Below are 17,390 nucleotides of genomic sequence, written 5' to 3'. Positions count from 1 at the left end.
GCCGGACAAAAGTCTCCGGGCGGCCGGGCGGCCTGCTCAGATCCGGGCGCGGGGCAGCCAACCGAGAAACCGGAGCCGGACCCGGGGCAGCGGCACGGTGGGCAGATCCTGGGCGGCGGCGACAAGGCAGGAGCCCAGGTAGACCGCGAGGGCGGTGCGCGCGCCGCCGAACTCGGCCAGCAGTTGGCTCTGCTTCGTGGCGCAGGGCCACTCACGCCCACATCCGGTGCAGGTCCAGCTCGGCGGGTTGGGAAGGTGCTCGGGCAGCTTCGCGCGGCGGTACCGGCCGACGACGCTGTTGTCCGCGCGCACGTCGCGTCGGCGCGGCGCCGGGCCTTCGTTGCGGTGCGCGACCGGGCGGGCACCCGGCAGGTAACGCCCGACGGTGCCGAGCAGCACCCCGACGCGGATCAGGGCGTCCGGCCCCACGTGGTGGGTCAGCAACGCGGTCATCAGGTAGTGCCCCAGCAGGTCGAACGCCTCACGGCTCAGACCAAGATCACGGCAGAGGTCGACGAAGTCCGGTGTGGTCAGCGGCACCCGGTTGTCGAGCGCACGGCGCAGCACCTCGCGCAGATCGGCCCCGAGTCGCTGCACCGCGTCGCTCTCGCCCAGCCCCAGGCTGTCCCCGTCGGCCACCCGCGCCAACGCCTCCGCCACGGCCAGTCGAACGACGCGGTCAGGATCGGTACTGTCCAAAGCTCACCCCTTTCGTAGGCCGGTCACCCGGCGGCGGCCCGATCGCCCGGCGACGCCTCCGGAGAATCATGAACAAGATTTCGCTGTCGCCCACGACGATGGCTAGGACAGCAGACGCAAAATCCGCCGACGGGTTAGTCGGAAAGCGAAGTCGGCCTGCCGACAACCTCGGCGATTCGTCGGACGACCGAGGGCGGTTGTCGTATGGTGACATTCCCATCGACAGATATCCCGCTCCCCACCGAGCCCGACACGACGCCACCTCCACCGGTCGCTGCCGTCCCGCTCGCGACGTTCCACCTCACTGCACCGCTGGCCAGTCACACACCGGGTCACCGCCGAGCACCCCTGGCACGTCCCGATCTGGCCGTCGGCACCAGTTCACCACCCGGCGGTACCTCCACCGGACGGAGACAGCGGATGACGTCAACACCCCTACAGACCCGACAGTTCGACAGCCGTGACCCGGTGGCCATTCACGAGTTCCTGTCCGCCACGTACGACCCGAGACTGCGCCTGCACAGCAGGAACAGGTTCCGGCTCACTCATCACCGCGTCGACGCCGGTCCCTTCGCCCTCGCGACCACCCGCCAGACCGGGCAACTCGACATCGGCGCCACCACCCTCGACGGGCTGGTCGTCGGCCGCACCCGCACCGCCCGCGTCGATCGCGTCTGTGCCGGATCGGCCAACCGCTTCGGCCCCGGTGAGGTCTTCCTCGTCACCAAACCGGAGGAGCCGTGCACCGTACGCTGGCATCCCGGCGAGGTGGAACTCTGCGTACTGGATCTGTCGGTTCTGGAGCAGGTCGCCACCGCCGCGCCGGCCCGGCGGCCCGGTCGGATCCGATTCACCGACCTGGGTCCCGCCGACGCGGCGCTCGCCCGGCAGTGGCGCAACACCACAAGCTTCGTCAGCGATGTCGTGTTGAACAGCCCGACCGCCAGCGCGCAACCGCTGGTGATCGGCAACGCCGCGCGGATGCTCGCCGCGGCGGCGCTCGCGGTCTTTCCGAACACCGCGTTCACCGAACCGACAGCCGCCGACCGACACGACGCCAGCACCGCCACGTTGCGGCGAGCGATCACCTTCATGGAGGAGTACGCCGACCGCGACATCAGCGCGGCCGACGTCGCCGCTGCCGCCGGCGTCTCCCTGCGGGCGGTGCAACTGGCCTTCCGTCGTCATCGCGGCACCACCCCGATGGCGTACCTGCGTCGGATCCGGCTCGCTCGGGCGCACCACGACCTGCTGCGCGCCGACCCCCGGCAGGAGACGGTGTCGGCGATCGCCAGTCGATGGGGGTTCGCCAGTCACAGCAGGTTCACCGCCCGCTACCACGCCAGCTACGGCGTGCCACCCCGCGAGACGCTGCATGCCTGAGACGTGCAAGGGTCCCCGCCACGGCGAGATGACCACCATCTGCGGGCAGGACACCGACCAGACCCGCGTCGGGTTCAGCGCCGAGTGTGGGCGAGGCAGCCACCGTCGCCCGGCCATCCACGGCCGATGACCGCCATGAACCACGGCGACCAGGGCCACCCGACCGCACAACCGGACCCACCCCCTTCGGACCGGGACTTCTCCGGCAGTGTGCGGGCCAGCTACGACGCGGTCGCGCCCCAGTACGCCGCGCGACTCGGCGACGAACTCGGCCACAAGGCACTGGACCGTGGCCTGCTGCGCGCCTTCCTCGACCTGGCCGGTGCGGACCCGATCGCAGATCTGGGCTGCGGACCGGGCCACATCACGCGCTATCTGGCCGCCCGGCACCCTGACGTCATCGGCATCGACGTGTCACCGCACATGATCGACGTTGCTCGCACAGCAGCGCCGGACATCATTTTCACCGTCGGATCGCTGCTCGACCTGCCCGCCGGTGACGACGCCTTCGGCGGTCTGGTCGCCATGTACTCGATCATCCACCTCACCGATACGGACAGGAGCGCGGCCTGCCGCGAGTTCGCCCGAACGCTGCGGCCCGGAGGCTGGCTGCTCATCGCGTTCCACACCGACGCACCCGGGTTCCCAAGCGGGACCGCCAACCACCTCACGACGCTGTTCGACGCCGCCGTGGACCTCACCTTCCGATTTCTCGCTCCCGACACTGTCATCGGCGACCTGGAGACCGCCGGCTTCACCATCGGGGCAACCACAATCCGGCAACCGGTCCCGACCGAATACCCCAGTCGACGCTGCTACCTCCTCGCCCAACGTCTTCAGTGATCACCCTCCGCGAAGACATCGCTGACGAATTCCTGGGTACGCCCTCCCGGGTCCCATCTGTCATCGCCCGACCGGAGGTTTCCCGTGCCCACCTATGCCGTCACCGGCGCCACCGGCCGGCTGGGCCGCCTGGTGATCGAGCAGTTGCTCGACTCCGGCGTACCCGCCACCGAGATCGCCGCCATCGTCCGCAGTCCGGAGAAGGCCGCCGACCTGGCCGCGCGCGGGGTCGAGATCCGCGAGGCCACCTACGACGACCCGTCGACGCTGCCCGGTGCCGTGGCCGGCGTACGCCGCCTGCTGCTCATCTCCGGCGACACTCCCGGTCAGCGTGTCGCGCAGCACACCGCGGTCATCGACGCGGCCACGCTCGCCGGGGTCGAGCGCCTGATCTACACGAGCATCCTGAAGGCCGACACCACCACGAACCCGCTCGCCCCGGAGCACAGGGCCACCGAGGAGGTCCTCGCCGCGTCGGGTCTGACCCACACCGTGTTGCGCAACAGCTGGTACGTCGAGAACTACACCGACCAGTTGCCGCAGTACCTGCGGACCGGCACGATCCTCGGTGCCACCGGTGGCAGCAGGATCTCCGCCGCGACCCGGGCGGACTACGCGGGAGCCGCCGTCGCGGCACTGACCCGCCCGGCGGACGGTGACGTCGTCTACGAACTGGGTGGCACCGCGTTCACCTTCGACGAGTTGGCCGAGGCCGTCACAGAGGTCACCGGCACCACCGTCGTCCACCGGGACCTGTCGGCCGCCGAGCTGGCCTCGACCCTGGAGAACGTCGGGCTCGACGCCGGCACCGCCGGGTTCGTCGCCGCGCTCGACAACTCGATCGCCCTCGGTGAGCTGGCGACCGACAGCGACGACCTCAGCCGGCTGCTCGGTCGGCCGAGCACCCCGCTGCGCGACGCCATCCGGGCTGCGCGAGCCTGAGTCCGGATTTCGGCGTCTACTCCGCCTCGTCCCCCTGGCCGCTGAGCTCGGCCAACACGTCGGCGGCGTCGCGATTGCCCGCGTCGGTGAGTCGTCAGCCCGCCTCGGACGGCGGGGCGAGCAGCAGACCGCTCAGCAGACTGCGCAGGGCCCGCTCGAAGAGGTCCGTTCGGGGCGCGGGCGCGGAGGGCTGGCGGAACGCCGCGACCAGGTGCGGGTACGCCGCGAGGTCGGCACCGGCGAAGCTGAACGCCCCGGAGGCGGCCTCGCTGCGGGCGAAGAGGGTCACCACGCCGTTCATCATCGCGATCGCCTCGAACTTCGCGGTGACAGCGGCTGGCACCGGCTCCAGGATCCGAATGCAGTTGTCGAACCAGGCCAGGCTCTCGGGACCGATGCCGGACGTCCGGTGACTCACCTCGATCAGCCACGGGTGCGCACGGTGCAGCGCCAACTGCCGGCGACCCAACAGCAGCATCGAGTCCAGCCAGTCTCCCTCGGCCTCCGGATACGGACGCATCTCCCCCACGACCCGGTCGGTCATCAGGTCCAGGAGATCGTCGCGCGACGACAGGTAGCGGTAGAGGGATCCCGCGCCGGTGCCGAGCGCGCCGGCGACAGCGCGCATCGACACCGCGGCAAGCCCTTCGCTGTCGGCCAGGGCGATGGCGGCCACGACGATGGCGTCCCGGCTGTGGGCCGGAGCGGGGCCACGGCTGCCGCGTTCGGGCCTGCCCCAGATCGTCTGCCGAGCGGAGTCGCCGTCGTCGGCTCTCGGGGATGCGTCGCTCACCGATCTACTGTAAACTGCAAACGTCGTTCGCAGTTGTTGTCGTCGCGGAAGGGTGGACGATCATGGAGCGGATCAGGGCACGGGACGGCGCGAGCGTCGTGCTGCACTCCACGGGAGACGGTCCCGGCATCGTGGTGGTGCACGGCGGCGGTGTCACCATCGACGTCTACCGCCGGCTGGCGACGGCGCTCGCCGACCGGTTCACCGTGCACCTCTACAACCGGCGGGGCCGGGCCGACGCACCACCCAGGCCGATGCCCTACACCCTGGATCAGGAGATCGACGACCTCGCCGTGGTGCTGGAGCACACCGGGTCCGGCAACGTCATCGGCCACAGCTCCGGCGGTTTCATCGCGCTGGAGGCAGCGCTCCGGCTGCCGGTCGACCGGCTCGCCCTCTACGACGCCGCGGTCTGCATCGATGGCGGCCCACCGTCGGCGTGGCTCGCACCGGCCCAGGCGGCGCTGCGGGCCGGTGACATCGCCCGGGCCCTCGCCATCACGGCCGCTGGCATCAACCCACAGATGGCGGCCGGGAAGCTCCCGCTCGGCGTACGGATCGCGATCATCCGCGCGTTCATGCGCACCCCGATCGGCCGGACGATGGCCGAGTTGCTGCCGTTGACGCTCGACGAATCGGCGTTGATCCGCGCGCACGACGGCCCGGCCAGCCAGTGGGCCGGGGTGAGGGCCGACGTGCTGCTGGCCTGTGGTGCCGACGGTCCGCCCTACTACCCGGGTCAGAACGAGGCGTTGGCCCGCGCACTGCCGCGGGCGCGGACGTTGACGATCCCGCGCAGCGGCCATGACGCCATCAACCGGGCGTACCCCAGAATTGTCGACCCGCTCGCCGACTTCTTCGCGGCCCCGGTGACGCCGGAGCGGACGAGCCACGCCTGAGCGGATCACACAGTCGCCCGCAATCATTGATCTTGGCTAGGCTGGCGGGCATGCCCGCCAGCCCCGTGCCCGCCCAGCGGCGTGAGCCGGGCCCACCCGAGCGGCACCGATCCCGTTGGGCCGCGCACTGCGCCCGACTCGCCGGGTCGCGCCCCTTCGAGATCGTCATCGTGGTGGTCATCCTCGCCAACGGGGTCGTCCTCGGCCTGGAGACGTACGACGACCTGACTCCGGCGGGCACCGCCCTGCACTGGCTGGAGCTGTTCTTCCGGGCCGTCTTCGTCGTCGAGATCGGCATCCGGCTGGCGGCGTACGGCAGGCGTCCACAGGACTTCTTCCGGCACGGCTGGAACGTCTTCGACTTCGTGGTGATCGCGGCGATCTTCATACCGGGCCTGCACGGCGACCCCGCACTGCTGCGGGTCGTGCGGGTCGCCCGGATGGTCCGGTTGGTGCGGTTCTCACCGGGCCTGCGGACCATCGTCTCCGCGCTGTGGCGCAGCCTGCCGGGCGTGACCGGGTTCCTCGCCCTGGCCGTGGTGACGCTCTACGTCTACGGCATGGCCGGCTGGCTGATCTTCGGCAGCAGGTACCCGGACGAGTACGGCGACATCGGCAGGTCGCTGCTGACGCTGTTCGTACTGCTGTCGCTGGAGACGCTGCCGGACCTCATCGAGCAGGGCATGGCCATCTCACCGTGGACGCTGCTCTACTACGTCAGCTACGTGGTCATCACCGTCAACCTGCTGCTCAACATCCTCATCGCCGTCATCGTCAACTCGATGGAGGAGGCACGCCGGTTGGAGATGACCGAACGACTGGCCCCCGACTACGACGAGGACGGCGACGGCGTACCGGACGAGGTGGACCGCATCGCGCTCACCCAACGGCTGGACGACCTGCGGGCGGTCATCGCCGAGTTGGAGCGCGAGTTGCGGATCGACCGGGACGACGGGCACGGACGGCCGCACCGGGACGGCACCCGTACCAGACGGTGATCCGACCATCCCGCTCCGTATTCCCCTCGGGCGCGCGGCCGGGTTTACGGCCCGACGAGGCCGCCGCGCTCTCCGCCCTGCACACCCGCAACTTCAGGTAGCCGATCCCCGCGTACACCGTGGCGTACGCGGGGATCGTCGGACGGCAGGTCAGCGCGCGGTTGTCACTGGCCGAGCAGGGTCCGGATCTGACGCGCGTAGCCGGCCACCGTGAAGTCCGGGCCGACGGAGTCCACCAGGATCAGGTCGTTGATGGTGTGATCGACGCGCAGCGACAGGATGGCCTGGTACTCGGGCGAGTTGTACCAGGTCCTGGCGGTTTCCGCGTCCGGGAACTCGATCAGCACGACCGAGCCGGGCCAACTGCCCTCGATGACCTGCACCTCGGCGTCCAGGACGAGCCACTTGGCGCCGTACGGCTCGGTGGTGGCCTGCACCTGCTCCAGGTAACGCAGGGATTCCTCCGTCGGCACACCGCCGGGGATACGCAGGTGGTTGATCAGGTACGTGCTCATGTCGCACTCCTCAGGGTGGGTGATTGGGTCTCCGGGCGCAGAAGTACGACCGGTCGTCTTGAAATTGGCAAGCACCGCCACAGGCGGCCTGCTGCGGATCAGCTGAGGATCCGCGTCGTGGTGATCGCGAGGAACTCGTGGAGGGCGGTCAGGTCACCGGAAGCCTTCGCCCGCGCCGCCGCGCCCTCGTAGCTGGAGACGATGAAGCCGGCCAGGCCACCGGCGGGCTCGTCACCGTGCACCTCACCGGCAGCGCGCGCCTGCTCGATCGTCACGGCGAGCGCGGCGACCCAGCGGCCGAAGCCGGCGTCGACGGCGGTGCGCAGAACGTCGCTGTGCGCCGGGATCTCACTGGCGAAGTTGCCGAGCAGACACCCGCGGTCCCCCATGGTGTCGCCGAGGCCGGTGATGTAACGGAGATGGCCGATGATCCGCTCGCGCGGTGTCCCGCCCCACTTCTCGTCCAGCATCTCCAGCCCCATCGCCGCCGAGTATCTCGCCACCGAGTCGAGGGCGAGATCCTCCTTGCTGGCGAAGTGGTTGTAGAAGGTGCCCTTGGGCGCCCCGGCGGCGGCGACGATGTCCTGAACGCTCGTCCCGTTGTAGCCACGCAGATGGAACAGATCCAACGCGGCGTCGGACAACCGCTGCCTGGTCCCGGCGGAGGCCGGCGACTTGGGTCGTGGCATGTCGTGACGCTCCTCCGCTCGGGTGCTGGCTGACACCACCACGATATGACCGGTCGTCTCGGAATGCCAGCGATGTGATCACGGTCATTCCGCAGTACGGTGAGTGGCCATGACCAGCGACTCCGGCACGGTTCGCGAGGCACTGCTGCGACTGCGTGAGGAGACCGAGGCGCAGGCCGCCGCCCTGGACGGTGACCTGCGCAGCCTCTTCGAGGCGTCTCGGGCGTCGAACGCCGACGACGAGCACGACCCCGAGGGCAGCACGATCGCCTTCGAACGCGCGCAGCTCACCGCCGTCCTGGACGCGGCCCGCCGACGTCTGGCGGAGCTGGACGTCGCGCTGCGGCGGATCGACGACGGCAGCTACGGCAGCTGCGAACGGTGCTCCCGAGCGATCCCCGCCGACCGGCTCGTCGCCCGCCCGTCGGCGCGGACGTGTGTCGCCTGCGCCAGCCGACGGTGACGGCGCCCGTCCACACGGAATCGGCGACCCGGGACAGCAGGGTGTACGCGGCCGAGTGACCGGGGGTGCGCCGACCGACGAACCGGTCCCGGTCGGCGCGGCGTGGGCTCGTCAGGTGACGACCGGGCTGCGGCGTTCGAGCAGGACGACGTCACGCCAACGGTCGTGGTGGCGGCCGACCCGCTCGCGTACGCCGATCACCCGGAACCCGGCCCGCTGGTGCAGCGTGAGGCTGGCGGCGTTCTCCGGGAAGATCCCGGACTGGATGGTCCAGATGCCGGCGGCCTCGGTGGAGGTGATCAGTGCGTCCAGCAGCAGGCGGGCGACGCCACGGCCCTGGGCGGCCGGGTCCACGTAGACGGAGTGCTCCAAAACGCCGGCGTAGACCGCGCGGGTCGAGGTCGGCGAGACGGCGATCCAGCCGACGACGCCGCCGTCGTGGTCGACGGCCACGAAGCGGTGCCCGGTCAACCGTGCCGCGTCGAAGGCCGCCCAGGTGGGGGCGGTGACCTCGAAGCTGGCGTTGCCGGCGTCGAGGCCCACCTGGTAGATCGCCAGGACCCGGTCGGCGTCGGCGTCCGTCATGGGTCGCACGGTGATGTCGACCATCAGCAGTTGTCCTCCGAGAGATCAGGCCCCGCCCCCACCCGCGCCGATCTTGCAGTTTCGGTCGCCGAAACGCCGGCAAATGTGCGTCGTGTGGGGACAGAAAGTGCAAGATCGCGGCGGATGGGGCTTCTCAGCGGCGCCCAGCATAGACGGCTCGGTCGCCCAGCTCCTCCTCGATGCGGATGAGCTGGTTGTACTTGGCCGTGCGGTCGGAGCGCGACAGCGAGCCGGTCTTGATCTGGCCGCAGCCGACGCCCACGGCCAGGTCGGCGATCGTGGTGTCCTCGGTCTCGCCGGAACGGTGGGACAGCACCACCCGGTAGCCCGCCTTGTGGGCGGCGTCCACAGTGGCGAGGGTTTCGGTGAGCGTGCCGATCTGGTTGACCTTGACCAGGATCGCGTTGGCGTAACCGCCCCCGATCCCATCGCGCAACCGGTCGACGTCGGTGCAGAAGACGTCGTCGCCGACCAACTGCACCCGCTCCCCCGCCAACGCGGTCAGCCGCTTCCAGCCGGCGAAGTCGTCCTCGGCCATCGGGTCCTCGATCGAACTGATCGGGTATCGGGCGACGAGGTCCACCAGGTAGTCGATGTGCTCCTCGACGGTGCGCTGACGCCCCTCGCCGACGTAGTCGTAGCGGCCGTCCCGGAAGAACTCCGAGCTGGCCGGGTCGAGACAGATCGTCAGGTCGGTGCCGGGTTCGTACCCGGCGTCCTCGATGGCGCTCAGCACGAAACGCAGCGCCTCGTCGGCGTCGGTGAAGGTCGGCGCGAAGCCGCCCTCGTCACCGACGTTGGTGCTGTGCCCGGCCGCCGCCAGGGACCTGCGGAGGGTGTGGAAGACCTCCGAGCCCATCCGGACCGCCTCGGCGAACGTCCGCGCCCCGACCGGGGCGATCATGAACTCCTGGAAGTCGAGCGGGTTGTCGGCGTGTGCGCCGCCGTTGATGATGTTCATCATCGGCACCGGCAGCAGGCGGGCCCCGACGCCACCGACGTAGCGGTAGAGCGGCTGCCGGTGCGCCGACGCCGCCGCCTTGGCCGCCGCCAGGGACACCGCGAGGATCGCGTTGGCACCCAGTCGACTCTTGTCCTTCGAACCGTCGAGCGCGATCATCGTCTCGTCGATCAGCGCCTGGTCCTCCGCGTCGAGCCCGAGCACCGCGTCGGCGATCGCGCCGTTCACCGCGGCGACCGCCGTCGTGACGCCCCTGCCGTGGAAACGCGTGTGGTCCCCGTCGCGCAGCTCGACCGCCTCGTTCGCCCCCGTCGACGCCCCGGACGGCACGGCGGCCCGGCCGGTCGACCCGTCGGTGAGCACCACGTCGGCCTCCACGGTCGGGTTGCCCCGGCTGTCGAGGATCTGCCGACCGCGTACCCGGCTGATTGCCGTCATCACACACTCCCTGCTCACGACGCCTATTCGCAGCCAGACTGGCAGGAAACGGCGGCCGTGGCACCGCGACGATGGACACGTTGACCCGTACCCCAGGGTGCGGGTTTAGGGTCGCGGGATGCGGGTGGGTGAGCTGGCACGACGGACCGGGACCACGGTCCGGGCGCTGCGGTACTACGAGTCGGCCGGGCTGGTCGTGCCCCGGAGACTGGGCAACGGCTACCGGGAGTACGACCCGATCGCGGTGCGGCTGGTGGCCCAGATCCGCGAGTTGATGGCGCTCGGCCTCACCGTGGAGGAGACCCGCCCGTTCGTCGAGTCGATCGCCGGTGGCGCCGACGAGGCCGACGTGTGCGCGGCGGCGGTGGCCACCTACCGCAGCACCATCACCAACCTCCAGGAGCGGATCGGTCGGTTGACCGCCCAGCGGGAGGCCCTGGACGCGCGACTCGACGCGGCCGCGACCCAGGTCGTGCCCGGCGGTGACACGGTCGGTGCCGACCCCGCCGCACTGGTCGGGACCAGCCTGCCACCCCTGTCCTTCTACGGCACCGACGGCCGCCCGGTCGATCTCGGCGCCCTCGGTGCCGGGCGCACCGTCGTCTTCGTGTACCCCCTGACCGGGCGGCCGGGTGTCGACCTGCCCAACGGGCTGCTGGAGGTCCACGGCGCCCGGGGCAGCACCGAGCAGGCCGCCTGGTTCCGCGACCACCACGCGGAACTCCGCGCGGCCGGCGCGGCCCGGGTGTACGGCCTGTCCGCGCAGTCGACCGGGTACCAGCGGGAACTCGTGCACCGGCTGCGGTTGCCCTACCCGCTGATCCCCGACCCGCGGCTGACCCTGGCCGACGCGCTACGGCTGCCCACCCGCACCGCCGGCGACATGACGCTCTACGAGCGGTTGACGCTGATCATCGCCGACGGCGAGATCGAACACGTCTTCCACCCGATTCCGGACCCGGCGTCGCATCCGCTGCACGTGATGCGGTGGCTCACCAAGCGACGCCAGGCCCCCGGATCGGTCGCCGCCTAGCAATCGTCGTCGAACTCGCCGCACTGCTCAGCGTCCATCGTTACTTCTGCAACATGATCGATGCGGCGTCCGCCACGACACCCAACGACCAATCGAGCTGACCGCATTCGCTCTGACTCGTGAACTCGAGGCAGCCGCCTGAACGCCACGCTGGTCAAGTGCCCGAGTCCAGTGCGCATCAAGCGTCCGCATCGCGGCGAACAGTTCGTCTGCCCGACTTACCGGGCGCGCCAACCCCACCCGGCCTCGTCGATCATGGAGTTGTGGTGGGTGACAAAGTGCCTGCACGACACCAAATCAGGCACCACAACTCCATGATCGGAGAGACCGGAACGCGTGGACCGTCCGCCCTAGAAGTCGTCGTCGAAGGCGACGGTGCCGGCCACCCCTACCTGGTACGCCGAGACGCGCCGCTCGAAGAAGTTGGACAGCTCCTGCACGTCCTGCAACTCCATGAAGGCGAACGGGTTGCTCGACCCGTAGTGCGGGGCGAGGCCGAGCTGGGCCAGGCGGCGGTCGGCCACGTGCTGGAGGTACTCCCGCATGTCGCTCAACGTCAGACCGGGCACCCCCTGGCCCACCAGGTCCTCGGCGAACTGCACCTCACACTCGACGGCCTCGGTGAGCATCTGCCGGACCTGGTCGGCGAGGTCGTCGTCGAACAGGTCGGGTTCCTCCGCGCGGGCGGTGTCGACGACGTCGAACGCGAACGCCATGTGCATGGACTCGTCGCGGAACACCCAGTTGGTGCCGGAGGCGAGGCCGTGCAGCAGCCCGCGGGAGCGCAGGAAGTAGACGTACGCGAAGGCGCCGTAGAAGAACAATCCCTCGATGCAGGCGGCGAAGCAGATCAGGTTGAGCAGGAACGTCCGCCGGTCGTCGCGGGTCCGCAGCTCCCGCAGGTTGTTCAGCGAGTCGATCCAGCGGAAGCAGAACTCGGCCTTACGGCGGATCGAGGGGATGTTCTCGATGGCCGCGAAGGCGGCGAACCGCTCGGTCTCGTCCGGCACGTACGTGTCGAGCAGGTTCAGGTAGAACTGGACGTGCACGGCCTCCTCGAACAACTGCCGGGACAGGTAGAGGCGACCCTCCGGGCTGTTGACGTGCTGATAGAGGTTGAGCACCAGGTTGTTGGCGACGATGGTGTCACCGGTGGCGAAGAACGCCACCAGCCGGCTGACCAGGTGCCGCTCGGCCGGCGACAGCTTGTCCAGGTCGGCGAGGTCGGCGTGCAGGTCGACCTCCTCCACCGTCCAGGTGTTGCGGATCGCGTCGCGGAACCTGTCGAAGAAGTGCGGGTAGCGCATCGGGCGGAGGGTGAGGTCCATCCCGGGGTCGAGCAGCATGTGCGTGGTCCTCGTGTCGGTGGTGCCCGTGTCGGTGGTGCTCGTGTCGGTGGTGCTGGCGTCGACTGTGCCGGTGTCGGCGGCTGTCACTGGCAGGCCTCGCACGACTCGGGGTTCTCCAGCGAGCAGGCCAGCGCCTCCGCGTCGGCCGCCACCGGGGCGAGCACCGCGACGGTGGCCTGCTGGATCCGGGTGGCGGGGCGCGAGCGCAGGTAGTACGTGGACTTCAGCCCGACCTTCCAGGCGTACAGGTACATCGACGAGAGCTTGCCGATGGTCGGCGCGGCCAGGAACAAGTTCAGCGATTGGGACTGGTCGATGAACGGGGCGCGGGCGGCGGCCAGGTCGACAAGCGCCCGCTGCGGCAGCTCCCACGCGGTCCGGAACAACTCCCGGACGCCGGCCGGCAACTCCGCGATGTCCTGCACCGACCCCTCCGCCCGCTTGATCGCCGAGCGGATCCGGTCAGTCCACAGGCCGCGGGCCTTCAGCTCGCGGACCAGGGCGGTGTTGACCTGGAGGAACTCCCCCGACAGGGTCTCGCGCTTGAACAGGTTGGACACCTGCGGCTCGATGCACTCGTAGCACCCGGCGATCGAGGCGATGGTCGCGGTCGGGGCGACCGCCACCAGCAGCGAGTTGCGCAGCCCGTCCGCCGCGACCCGTTCCCGCAGGGCGGCCCAGCGCGCGGTCTGCGTACCCTCGACACCCCACAGGTCGGGTTGGAGCTGGCCCCGCGCGGCCCGGGTCTGCGCGTACGCCGGGTGCGCGCCGAAGCGGCGCGCCAGGTCGGCGGAGGTCTCCAGCGCGGTCAGGTACAGCTCCTCGCTGATCCGGGTGGACAGCTCCCGGGCGGCCGGGGAGTCGAACGGCAGTCGCAGCGCGAAGAAGACGTCCTGTAGGCCCATCAGCCCCAGTCCGACCGGCCGCCAGCGGGGGTTGCTCGCCGCCGCCTGCACGGTCGGGTAGTAGTTGATGTCGATGACCCGGTCGAGGAAGGTCACCGCGGTACGAACCGTGGCGCGCAGCCGGTCCCAGTCGATGCCGCCGTCGGTGAGATGGGCGGCGAGGTTCACCGAGCCGAGGTTGCACACGGCGGTCTCGGCGTCACTGGACACCTCGATGATCTCGGTGCACAGGTTGGACAGGTGCACCACGTTGCCGTCCTCGGCGGTCTGGTTGCACAGCCGGTTCGCGGCGTCCTTGAAGGTCATCCACCCGTTGCCGGTCTGGGCGAGGGTGCGCATCATCTTGCCGTACAGCTCCCGCGCCGGGACCTGCCGCACGTGGCGACCCTGCGCCTCGGCCTGCCGGTAGGCGGCGTCGAACCGTTCCCCCCACAGGTCGGGCAGCTCGGGCACCTCGTGCGGGTCGAACAGCGACCACATCTCGTCGGCCTCGACCCGGCGCATGAACTCGTCCGGGACCCAGTTGGCCAGGTTCAGGTTGTGGGTGCGGCGGGCGTCCTCGCCGGTGTTGTCCCGCAGTTGCAGGAACTCCTCGACGTCCGGGTGCCACGGCTCCAGGTAGACGCAGGCCGCGCCCTTGCGTCGGCCACCCTGGTTGACCGCGGCGACGCTCGCGTCCAGTGTGCGCAGCCACGGCACGATCCCGTTGGACTGCCCGTTGGTGCCGCGGATCAGTGCCCCACGGGACCGGACCCGGGAGTACGCGATGCCGATGCCGCCGGCGAACTTGGACAGGTTGGCGACCTGGGCGTACCGCTGGTAGATCGAGTCCAACTCGTCGCGCGGAGAGTCGACCAGATAGCAGGAGGACATCTGGGTGTGCCGGGTGCCGGAGTTGAACAACGTCGGTGAGCTGGGCAGATAGGCCAGGCTGGACATCAGCCGGTAGAAGCCGACCGCCTCGTCCGGCGTCTGGGACAGCCCGCACGCCACCCGCAGCAGCCAGTACTGCGGGGTTTCCAGCACCAGCCGGCTGGTGGGGTGGCGTAGCAGGTACCTGTCGTACACCGTGCGCAGGCCGAAGTACTCGAACCTCCGGTCGCCGTCGGTGTCGATAGCGTCGTCGAGCATCGCGGCGTGCGCGGCGACGAACGCGGCGGTGTCGTTCCCGATCAGGCCCTCGGCGTGACCGACCCGGATCGCCGCGCTGAACGAGGTGACGCCCTGCCGACGCACCTCCTTGTCGACGTAGCCGGACAACAGCCGGGCCGCGAGGCGGGAGTACTGCGGCTCCTCACCGATCATCTCGGCTGCGGTCTGGATGGACAGCCGGTCCAGCTCGGCAGTCGTCGCGCCGTCGTACAGCCCGCTGATCGTGCGGGTGGCGACGCGCATCGGGTCGACGTCGGTCAGGTCGTCGGCCCACCGCTCGACCGCCCGGACGATCTTGTTGACGTCCACGGACTCGGTGGTGCCGTTGCGCTTGCGGACCTGCATCGGCGTCCGCCGCAGGACCGCGTCGCCGCTTGCCGGGACTACCTCGGTGACTGTCACCACTCACTCCTCGCGAGTTCGAGACCTGATGGCCTTCGGACGCGTGGAGACAGACACCGGCGGACGCCACGCCGGGCAGGCGCGGGTCAGGTGGCGTCGGCCGTCCCACGCGGCCTCGGACCGCCGCCCACCCGGGTGCGGGTGCACGGCGCGCTGGCAGGTCTTCGGACTCGCGGGCACGACCGGGTCGCCGGTCTCCTACTGGCCGTCGCTTCCCAGACCGATTGGTGGCCCAGTGCTCATGACGGCTGTCGTTCCCACTCACCGCTGCGGGACAGTCCCGGATTTCCACCGGGTTCCCTCTTGCCTCGACCGCTCGGGATGAACGGCCGAACCAGCTGCGCTCGACACCATATATAGGGACGCTGCGGTTGTCACACCCCACATGTCGGTCCCGGGCGTGTCGGCGCCGTGACTGGTGATGGTCGTCACCGGCTCGCCCGGACCCGCGCCGAACCAGGCCGGCGGGCGGCAGCCCACGCCCGCGCGGACGTGACATCGAGCAGGTGCCGCCATGCGGAAAGGTGTGATGTATTAAGTCTTCAGACGTAAGGATCCCTATTTATTTCCGGCCATCAATGTCAGAATCTGAAGTGGACATCCAATCTTCCGCGCGCACTATCCACTTCTCGCAGCAATATCCCAATCCCGCCGGGCGCACATCAACAGTCCGTGAACGACGACGTGCCGTCGCGCCGCAGAGTGTCTACCAGCGCCACGAATCTCGCCGCAGCCGCTGCCGAGGCCCGTGGGCCGGATGCGGCGACCGAGAGGACAGCGCGCTGACGCATTCGCATCGGGACCGAAACATTGGATGTCTTGGATTCACAGGTGATCGACGTCGTTGACGTGCCGGATTAGCCCTCCGTATACTCGCAGAGATCATCTGATCTTTAGCCTAGCCGGGCGAGGAGCGCATGCCGCAGATCACTGCCGTCACCATCGAGGACGTCCGCTTCCCCACCTCCCTGACCGCTGACGGCTCCGACGCCATGAACAAGGACGGCGACTACTCGGCGGCCTACGTCGTCCTGCACACCGACGGCGTCGACAGCACGGGCGCGCCACTCGCGGGCCACGGTCTGACCTTCACCATCGGTCGCGGCAACGACATCGTCGTAGCGGCGGCGGTCCATCAGGCACAGCGCCTCGTCGGCGTGGACGTCGCGACGATGGCGGCGGACATGGGCGCGGTCTACCGCCTGCTCACCTCCGACTCCCAACTGCGGTGGCTCGGCCCGGAGAAGGGCGTCGTCCACCTGTCGCTGGCCGCCGTGCTGAACGCGTCGTGGGACCTGGTCGCCCGGGTCGCCGACAAGCCGCTGTGGCGGCTGCTCGTCGACATGTCCCCCGAGCAGCTCGTCGACATCGCGGACCTGCGCTACCTGTCCGACGCGCTGACCCGGGACGAGGCACTGGCCATCCTGCGCGCCAAGGAGAGCACCAAGGCCGCCCGTCTCGCCGAGCTCGACCGGACCGGCTACCCCGCCTACACCACCTCGGCCGGCTGGCTCGGCTACGGCGACGACAAGCTGCGCCGGCTGTGCCAGGAGGCGGTCGACACCGGCTACGGCTACGTCAAGCTCAAGGTGGGCGCCAACCTCGACGACGACATCCGCCGCTGCGGCATCGCCCGGGAGATCCTCGGCCCGGACCGCAATCTGATGATCGACGCCAACCAGGTGTGGGACGTCGGTCAGGCCATCGAGTGGGTCACGGCCCTGGCGCGGTTCGAGCCACTGTGGATCGAGGAGCCGACCAGCCCCGACGACATCCTGGGCCACGCCGCCATCCGTCGCGCGGTCGCGCCCATCGGCGTCGCCACCGGCGAACACTGCCACAACCGGGTGATGTTCAAGCAGCTGTTCCAGGCCGGGGCCATCGACTTCTGCCAACTGGACACCGGCAGGTTGGCCAGCATCAACGAGATCGTCGCCGTGCTGCTGCTCGCCGCGAAGTTCGACATCCCCGTGTGCCCCCACGCCGGCGGTGTCGGCCTGTGCGAGATGGTCCAGCACGTGTCGGTGCTCGACTACGTCGCGATCTCGGGCGACCTCACCAACCGTGTCACCGAGTTCGTCGACCACCTGCACGAGCACTTCACCGACCCGTGCGTCATCCGGGACACCGGCACGGGCAGCGGGTACGTCCTGCCCCACCAGCCCGGCTACTCCACCCGGATGCGCCCCGAGTCGGTCGAGCGCTACCGGTTCCCGGACGGCACCTACTGGACGGCGACAGACCCGACTACCGTGTCATCTCCGAAGCCGTACGTGATCGCGGGTGGGGCGGCCACCCCCGCCGGCCGCTAGGGGGTGTC

The 17,390-nt window shown here is 69.8% G+C and carries 16 protein-coding genes and 1 riboswitch; of the genes, 8 read left to right on the top strand and 8 right to left on the bottom strand.

Annotation, left to right across the window (positions count from 1 at the left end):
• Positions 1 to 36: 36 nt before the first annotated feature.
• Positions 37 to 699: a hypothetical protein gene (locus AB0B57_RS28165; RefSeq protein WP_357076155.1), complete on the bottom strand. Its 663-nt coding sequence runs from the start codon at positions 697 to 699 to the stop codon at positions 37 to 39.
• Positions 700 to 1,119: 420 nt separating this feature from the next.
• Between AB0B57_RS28165 and AB0B57_RS28160 the strand changes: the two genes are divergently transcribed.
• The 3 genes from AB0B57_RS28160 (at position 1,120) to AB0B57_RS28150 (ending at position 3,867) form a co-directional block, all read left to right on the top strand.
• Positions 1,120 to 2,082, top strand: a complete 963-nt coding sequence (locus AB0B57_RS28160; protein WP_357076152.1) for a helix-turn-helix transcriptional regulator — start codon at positions 1,120 to 1,122, stop codon at positions 2,080 to 2,082.
• Positions 2,083 to 2,208: 126 nt separating this feature from the next.
• Positions 2,209 to 2,925 (top strand): methyltransferase domain-containing protein, encoded by a 717-nt coding sequence (locus tag AB0B57_RS28155; protein WP_357076148.1) that lies wholly within the window; start codon positions 2,209 to 2,211, stop codon positions 2,923 to 2,925.
• A gap of 84 nt (positions 2,926 to 3,009) precedes the next feature.
• Positions 3,010 to 3,867, top strand: coding sequence for an NAD(P)H-binding protein (locus AB0B57_RS28150; RefSeq protein WP_357076145.1), 858 nt, complete (start codon positions 3,010 to 3,012; stop codon positions 3,865 to 3,867).
• 94 nt (positions 3,868 to 3,961) lie between these two features.
• Here AB0B57_RS28150 and AB0B57_RS28145 read toward each other — a convergent pair whose 3' ends face one another.
• Entirely contained in the window at positions 3,962 to 4,660 is a 699-nt protein-coding gene (locus AB0B57_RS28145) for a helix-turn-helix domain-containing protein (RefSeq protein WP_357076142.1), read from the bottom strand.
• Positions 4,661 to 4,722: 62 nt separating this feature from the next.
• On the opposite strand from AB0B57_RS28145, the gene AB0B57_RS28140 reads away from it, so the two are divergent.
• Both AB0B57_RS28140 and AB0B57_RS28135 read left to right on the top strand, forming a co-directional pair.
• Positions 4,723 to 5,559 (top strand): alpha/beta fold hydrolase, encoded by an 837-nt coding sequence (locus AB0B57_RS28140; RefSeq protein ID WP_357076138.1) that lies wholly within the window; start codon positions 4,723 to 4,725, stop codon positions 5,557 to 5,559.
• A 50-nt stretch (positions 5,560 to 5,609) separates the two neighbouring features.
• Positions 5,610 to 6,557, top strand: coding sequence for an ion transporter (locus tag AB0B57_RS28135; RefSeq protein ID WP_357076135.1), 948 nt, complete (start codon positions 5,610 to 5,612; stop codon positions 6,555 to 6,557).
• A gap of 164 nt (positions 6,558 to 6,721) precedes the next feature.
• On the opposite strand, the gene AB0B57_RS28130 is transcribed toward AB0B57_RS28135, so the two are convergent.
• Together AB0B57_RS28130 and AB0B57_RS28125 are read right to left on the bottom strand one after the other, a co-directional pair.
• Complete coding sequence (locus AB0B57_RS28130; protein ID WP_357076132.1) at positions 6,722 to 7,072, bottom strand: DUF1330 domain-containing protein; 351 nt, start codon at positions 7,070 to 7,072, stop codon at positions 6,722 to 6,724.
• Between the two features lie 98 nt (positions 7,073 to 7,170).
• Positions 7,171 to 7,761 (bottom strand): TetR/AcrR family transcriptional regulator, encoded by a 591-nt coding sequence (locus AB0B57_RS28125; protein ID WP_357076129.1) that lies wholly within the window; start codon positions 7,759 to 7,761, stop codon positions 7,171 to 7,173.
• A gap of 109 nt (positions 7,762 to 7,870) precedes the next feature.
• On the opposite strand from AB0B57_RS28125, the gene AB0B57_RS28120 reads away from it, so the two are divergent.
• Positions 7,871 to 8,224 (top strand): TraR/DksA family transcriptional regulator, encoded by a 354-nt coding sequence (locus AB0B57_RS28120; RefSeq protein ID WP_357076126.1) that lies wholly within the window; start codon positions 7,871 to 7,873, stop codon positions 8,222 to 8,224.
• A 111-nt stretch (positions 8,225 to 8,335) separates the two neighbouring features.
• On the opposite strand, the gene AB0B57_RS28115 is transcribed toward AB0B57_RS28120, so the two are convergent.
• Both AB0B57_RS28115 and eno read right to left on the bottom strand, forming a co-directional pair.
• Positions 8,336 to 8,833 (bottom strand): N-acetyltransferase family protein, encoded by a 498-nt coding sequence (locus AB0B57_RS28115; protein WP_357076123.1) that lies wholly within the window; start codon positions 8,831 to 8,833, stop codon positions 8,336 to 8,338.
• A gap of 130 nt (positions 8,834 to 8,963) precedes the next feature.
• The gene (gene eno, locus AB0B57_RS28110; protein WP_357076120.1) at positions 8,964 to 10,229 is read right to left on the bottom strand and encodes a phosphopyruvate hydratase; all 1,266 of its coding nucleotides are present in this window, start codon (positions 10,227 to 10,229) and stop codon (positions 8,964 to 8,966) included.
• Between the two features lie 118 nt (positions 10,230 to 10,347).
• Between eno and AB0B57_RS28105 the strand changes: the two genes are divergently transcribed.
• Positions 10,348 to 11,262, top strand: a complete 915-nt coding sequence (locus AB0B57_RS28105) for a MerR family transcriptional regulator (protein ID WP_357076117.1) — start codon at positions 10,348 to 10,350, stop codon at positions 11,260 to 11,262.
• Positions 11,263 to 11,612: 350 nt separating this feature from the next.
• Here AB0B57_RS28105 and AB0B57_RS28100 read toward each other — a convergent pair whose 3' ends face one another.
• Positions 11,613 to 12,608, bottom strand: a complete 996-nt coding sequence (locus AB0B57_RS28100; RefSeq protein WP_357076298.1) for a ribonucleotide-diphosphate reductase subunit beta — start codon at positions 12,606 to 12,608, stop codon at positions 11,613 to 11,615.
• Positions 12,609 to 12,694: 86 nt separating this feature from the next.
• Complete coding sequence (locus tag AB0B57_RS28095; RefSeq protein WP_357076295.1) at positions 12,695 to 15,013, bottom strand: ribonucleoside-diphosphate reductase subunit alpha; 2,319 nt, start codon at positions 15,011 to 15,013, stop codon at positions 12,695 to 12,697.
• A 194-nt stretch (positions 15,014 to 15,207) separates the two neighbouring features.
• A riboswitch (cobalamin riboswitch) is annotated at positions 15,208 to 15,424 on the bottom strand.
• 563 nt (positions 15,425 to 15,987) lie between these two features.
• Between AB0B57_RS28095 and AB0B57_RS28090 the strand changes: the two genes are divergently transcribed.
• Positions 15,988 to 17,382: an enolase C-terminal domain-like protein gene (locus AB0B57_RS28090; protein WP_357076114.1), complete on the top strand. Its 1,395-nt coding sequence runs from the start codon at positions 15,988 to 15,990 to the stop codon at positions 17,380 to 17,382.
• Positions 17,383 to 17,390 lie beyond the last annotated feature (8 nt).

The organism is Micromonospora sp. NPDC049101, from assembly GCF_040648675.1.
Classification (GTDB): domain Bacteria; phylum Actinomycetota; class Actinomycetes; order Mycobacteriales; family Micromonosporaceae; genus Micromonospora.
The sequence above is the reverse complement of the archived record's forward strand: the minus strand, read 5'-3'. Positions and strand labels throughout refer to the sequence as shown.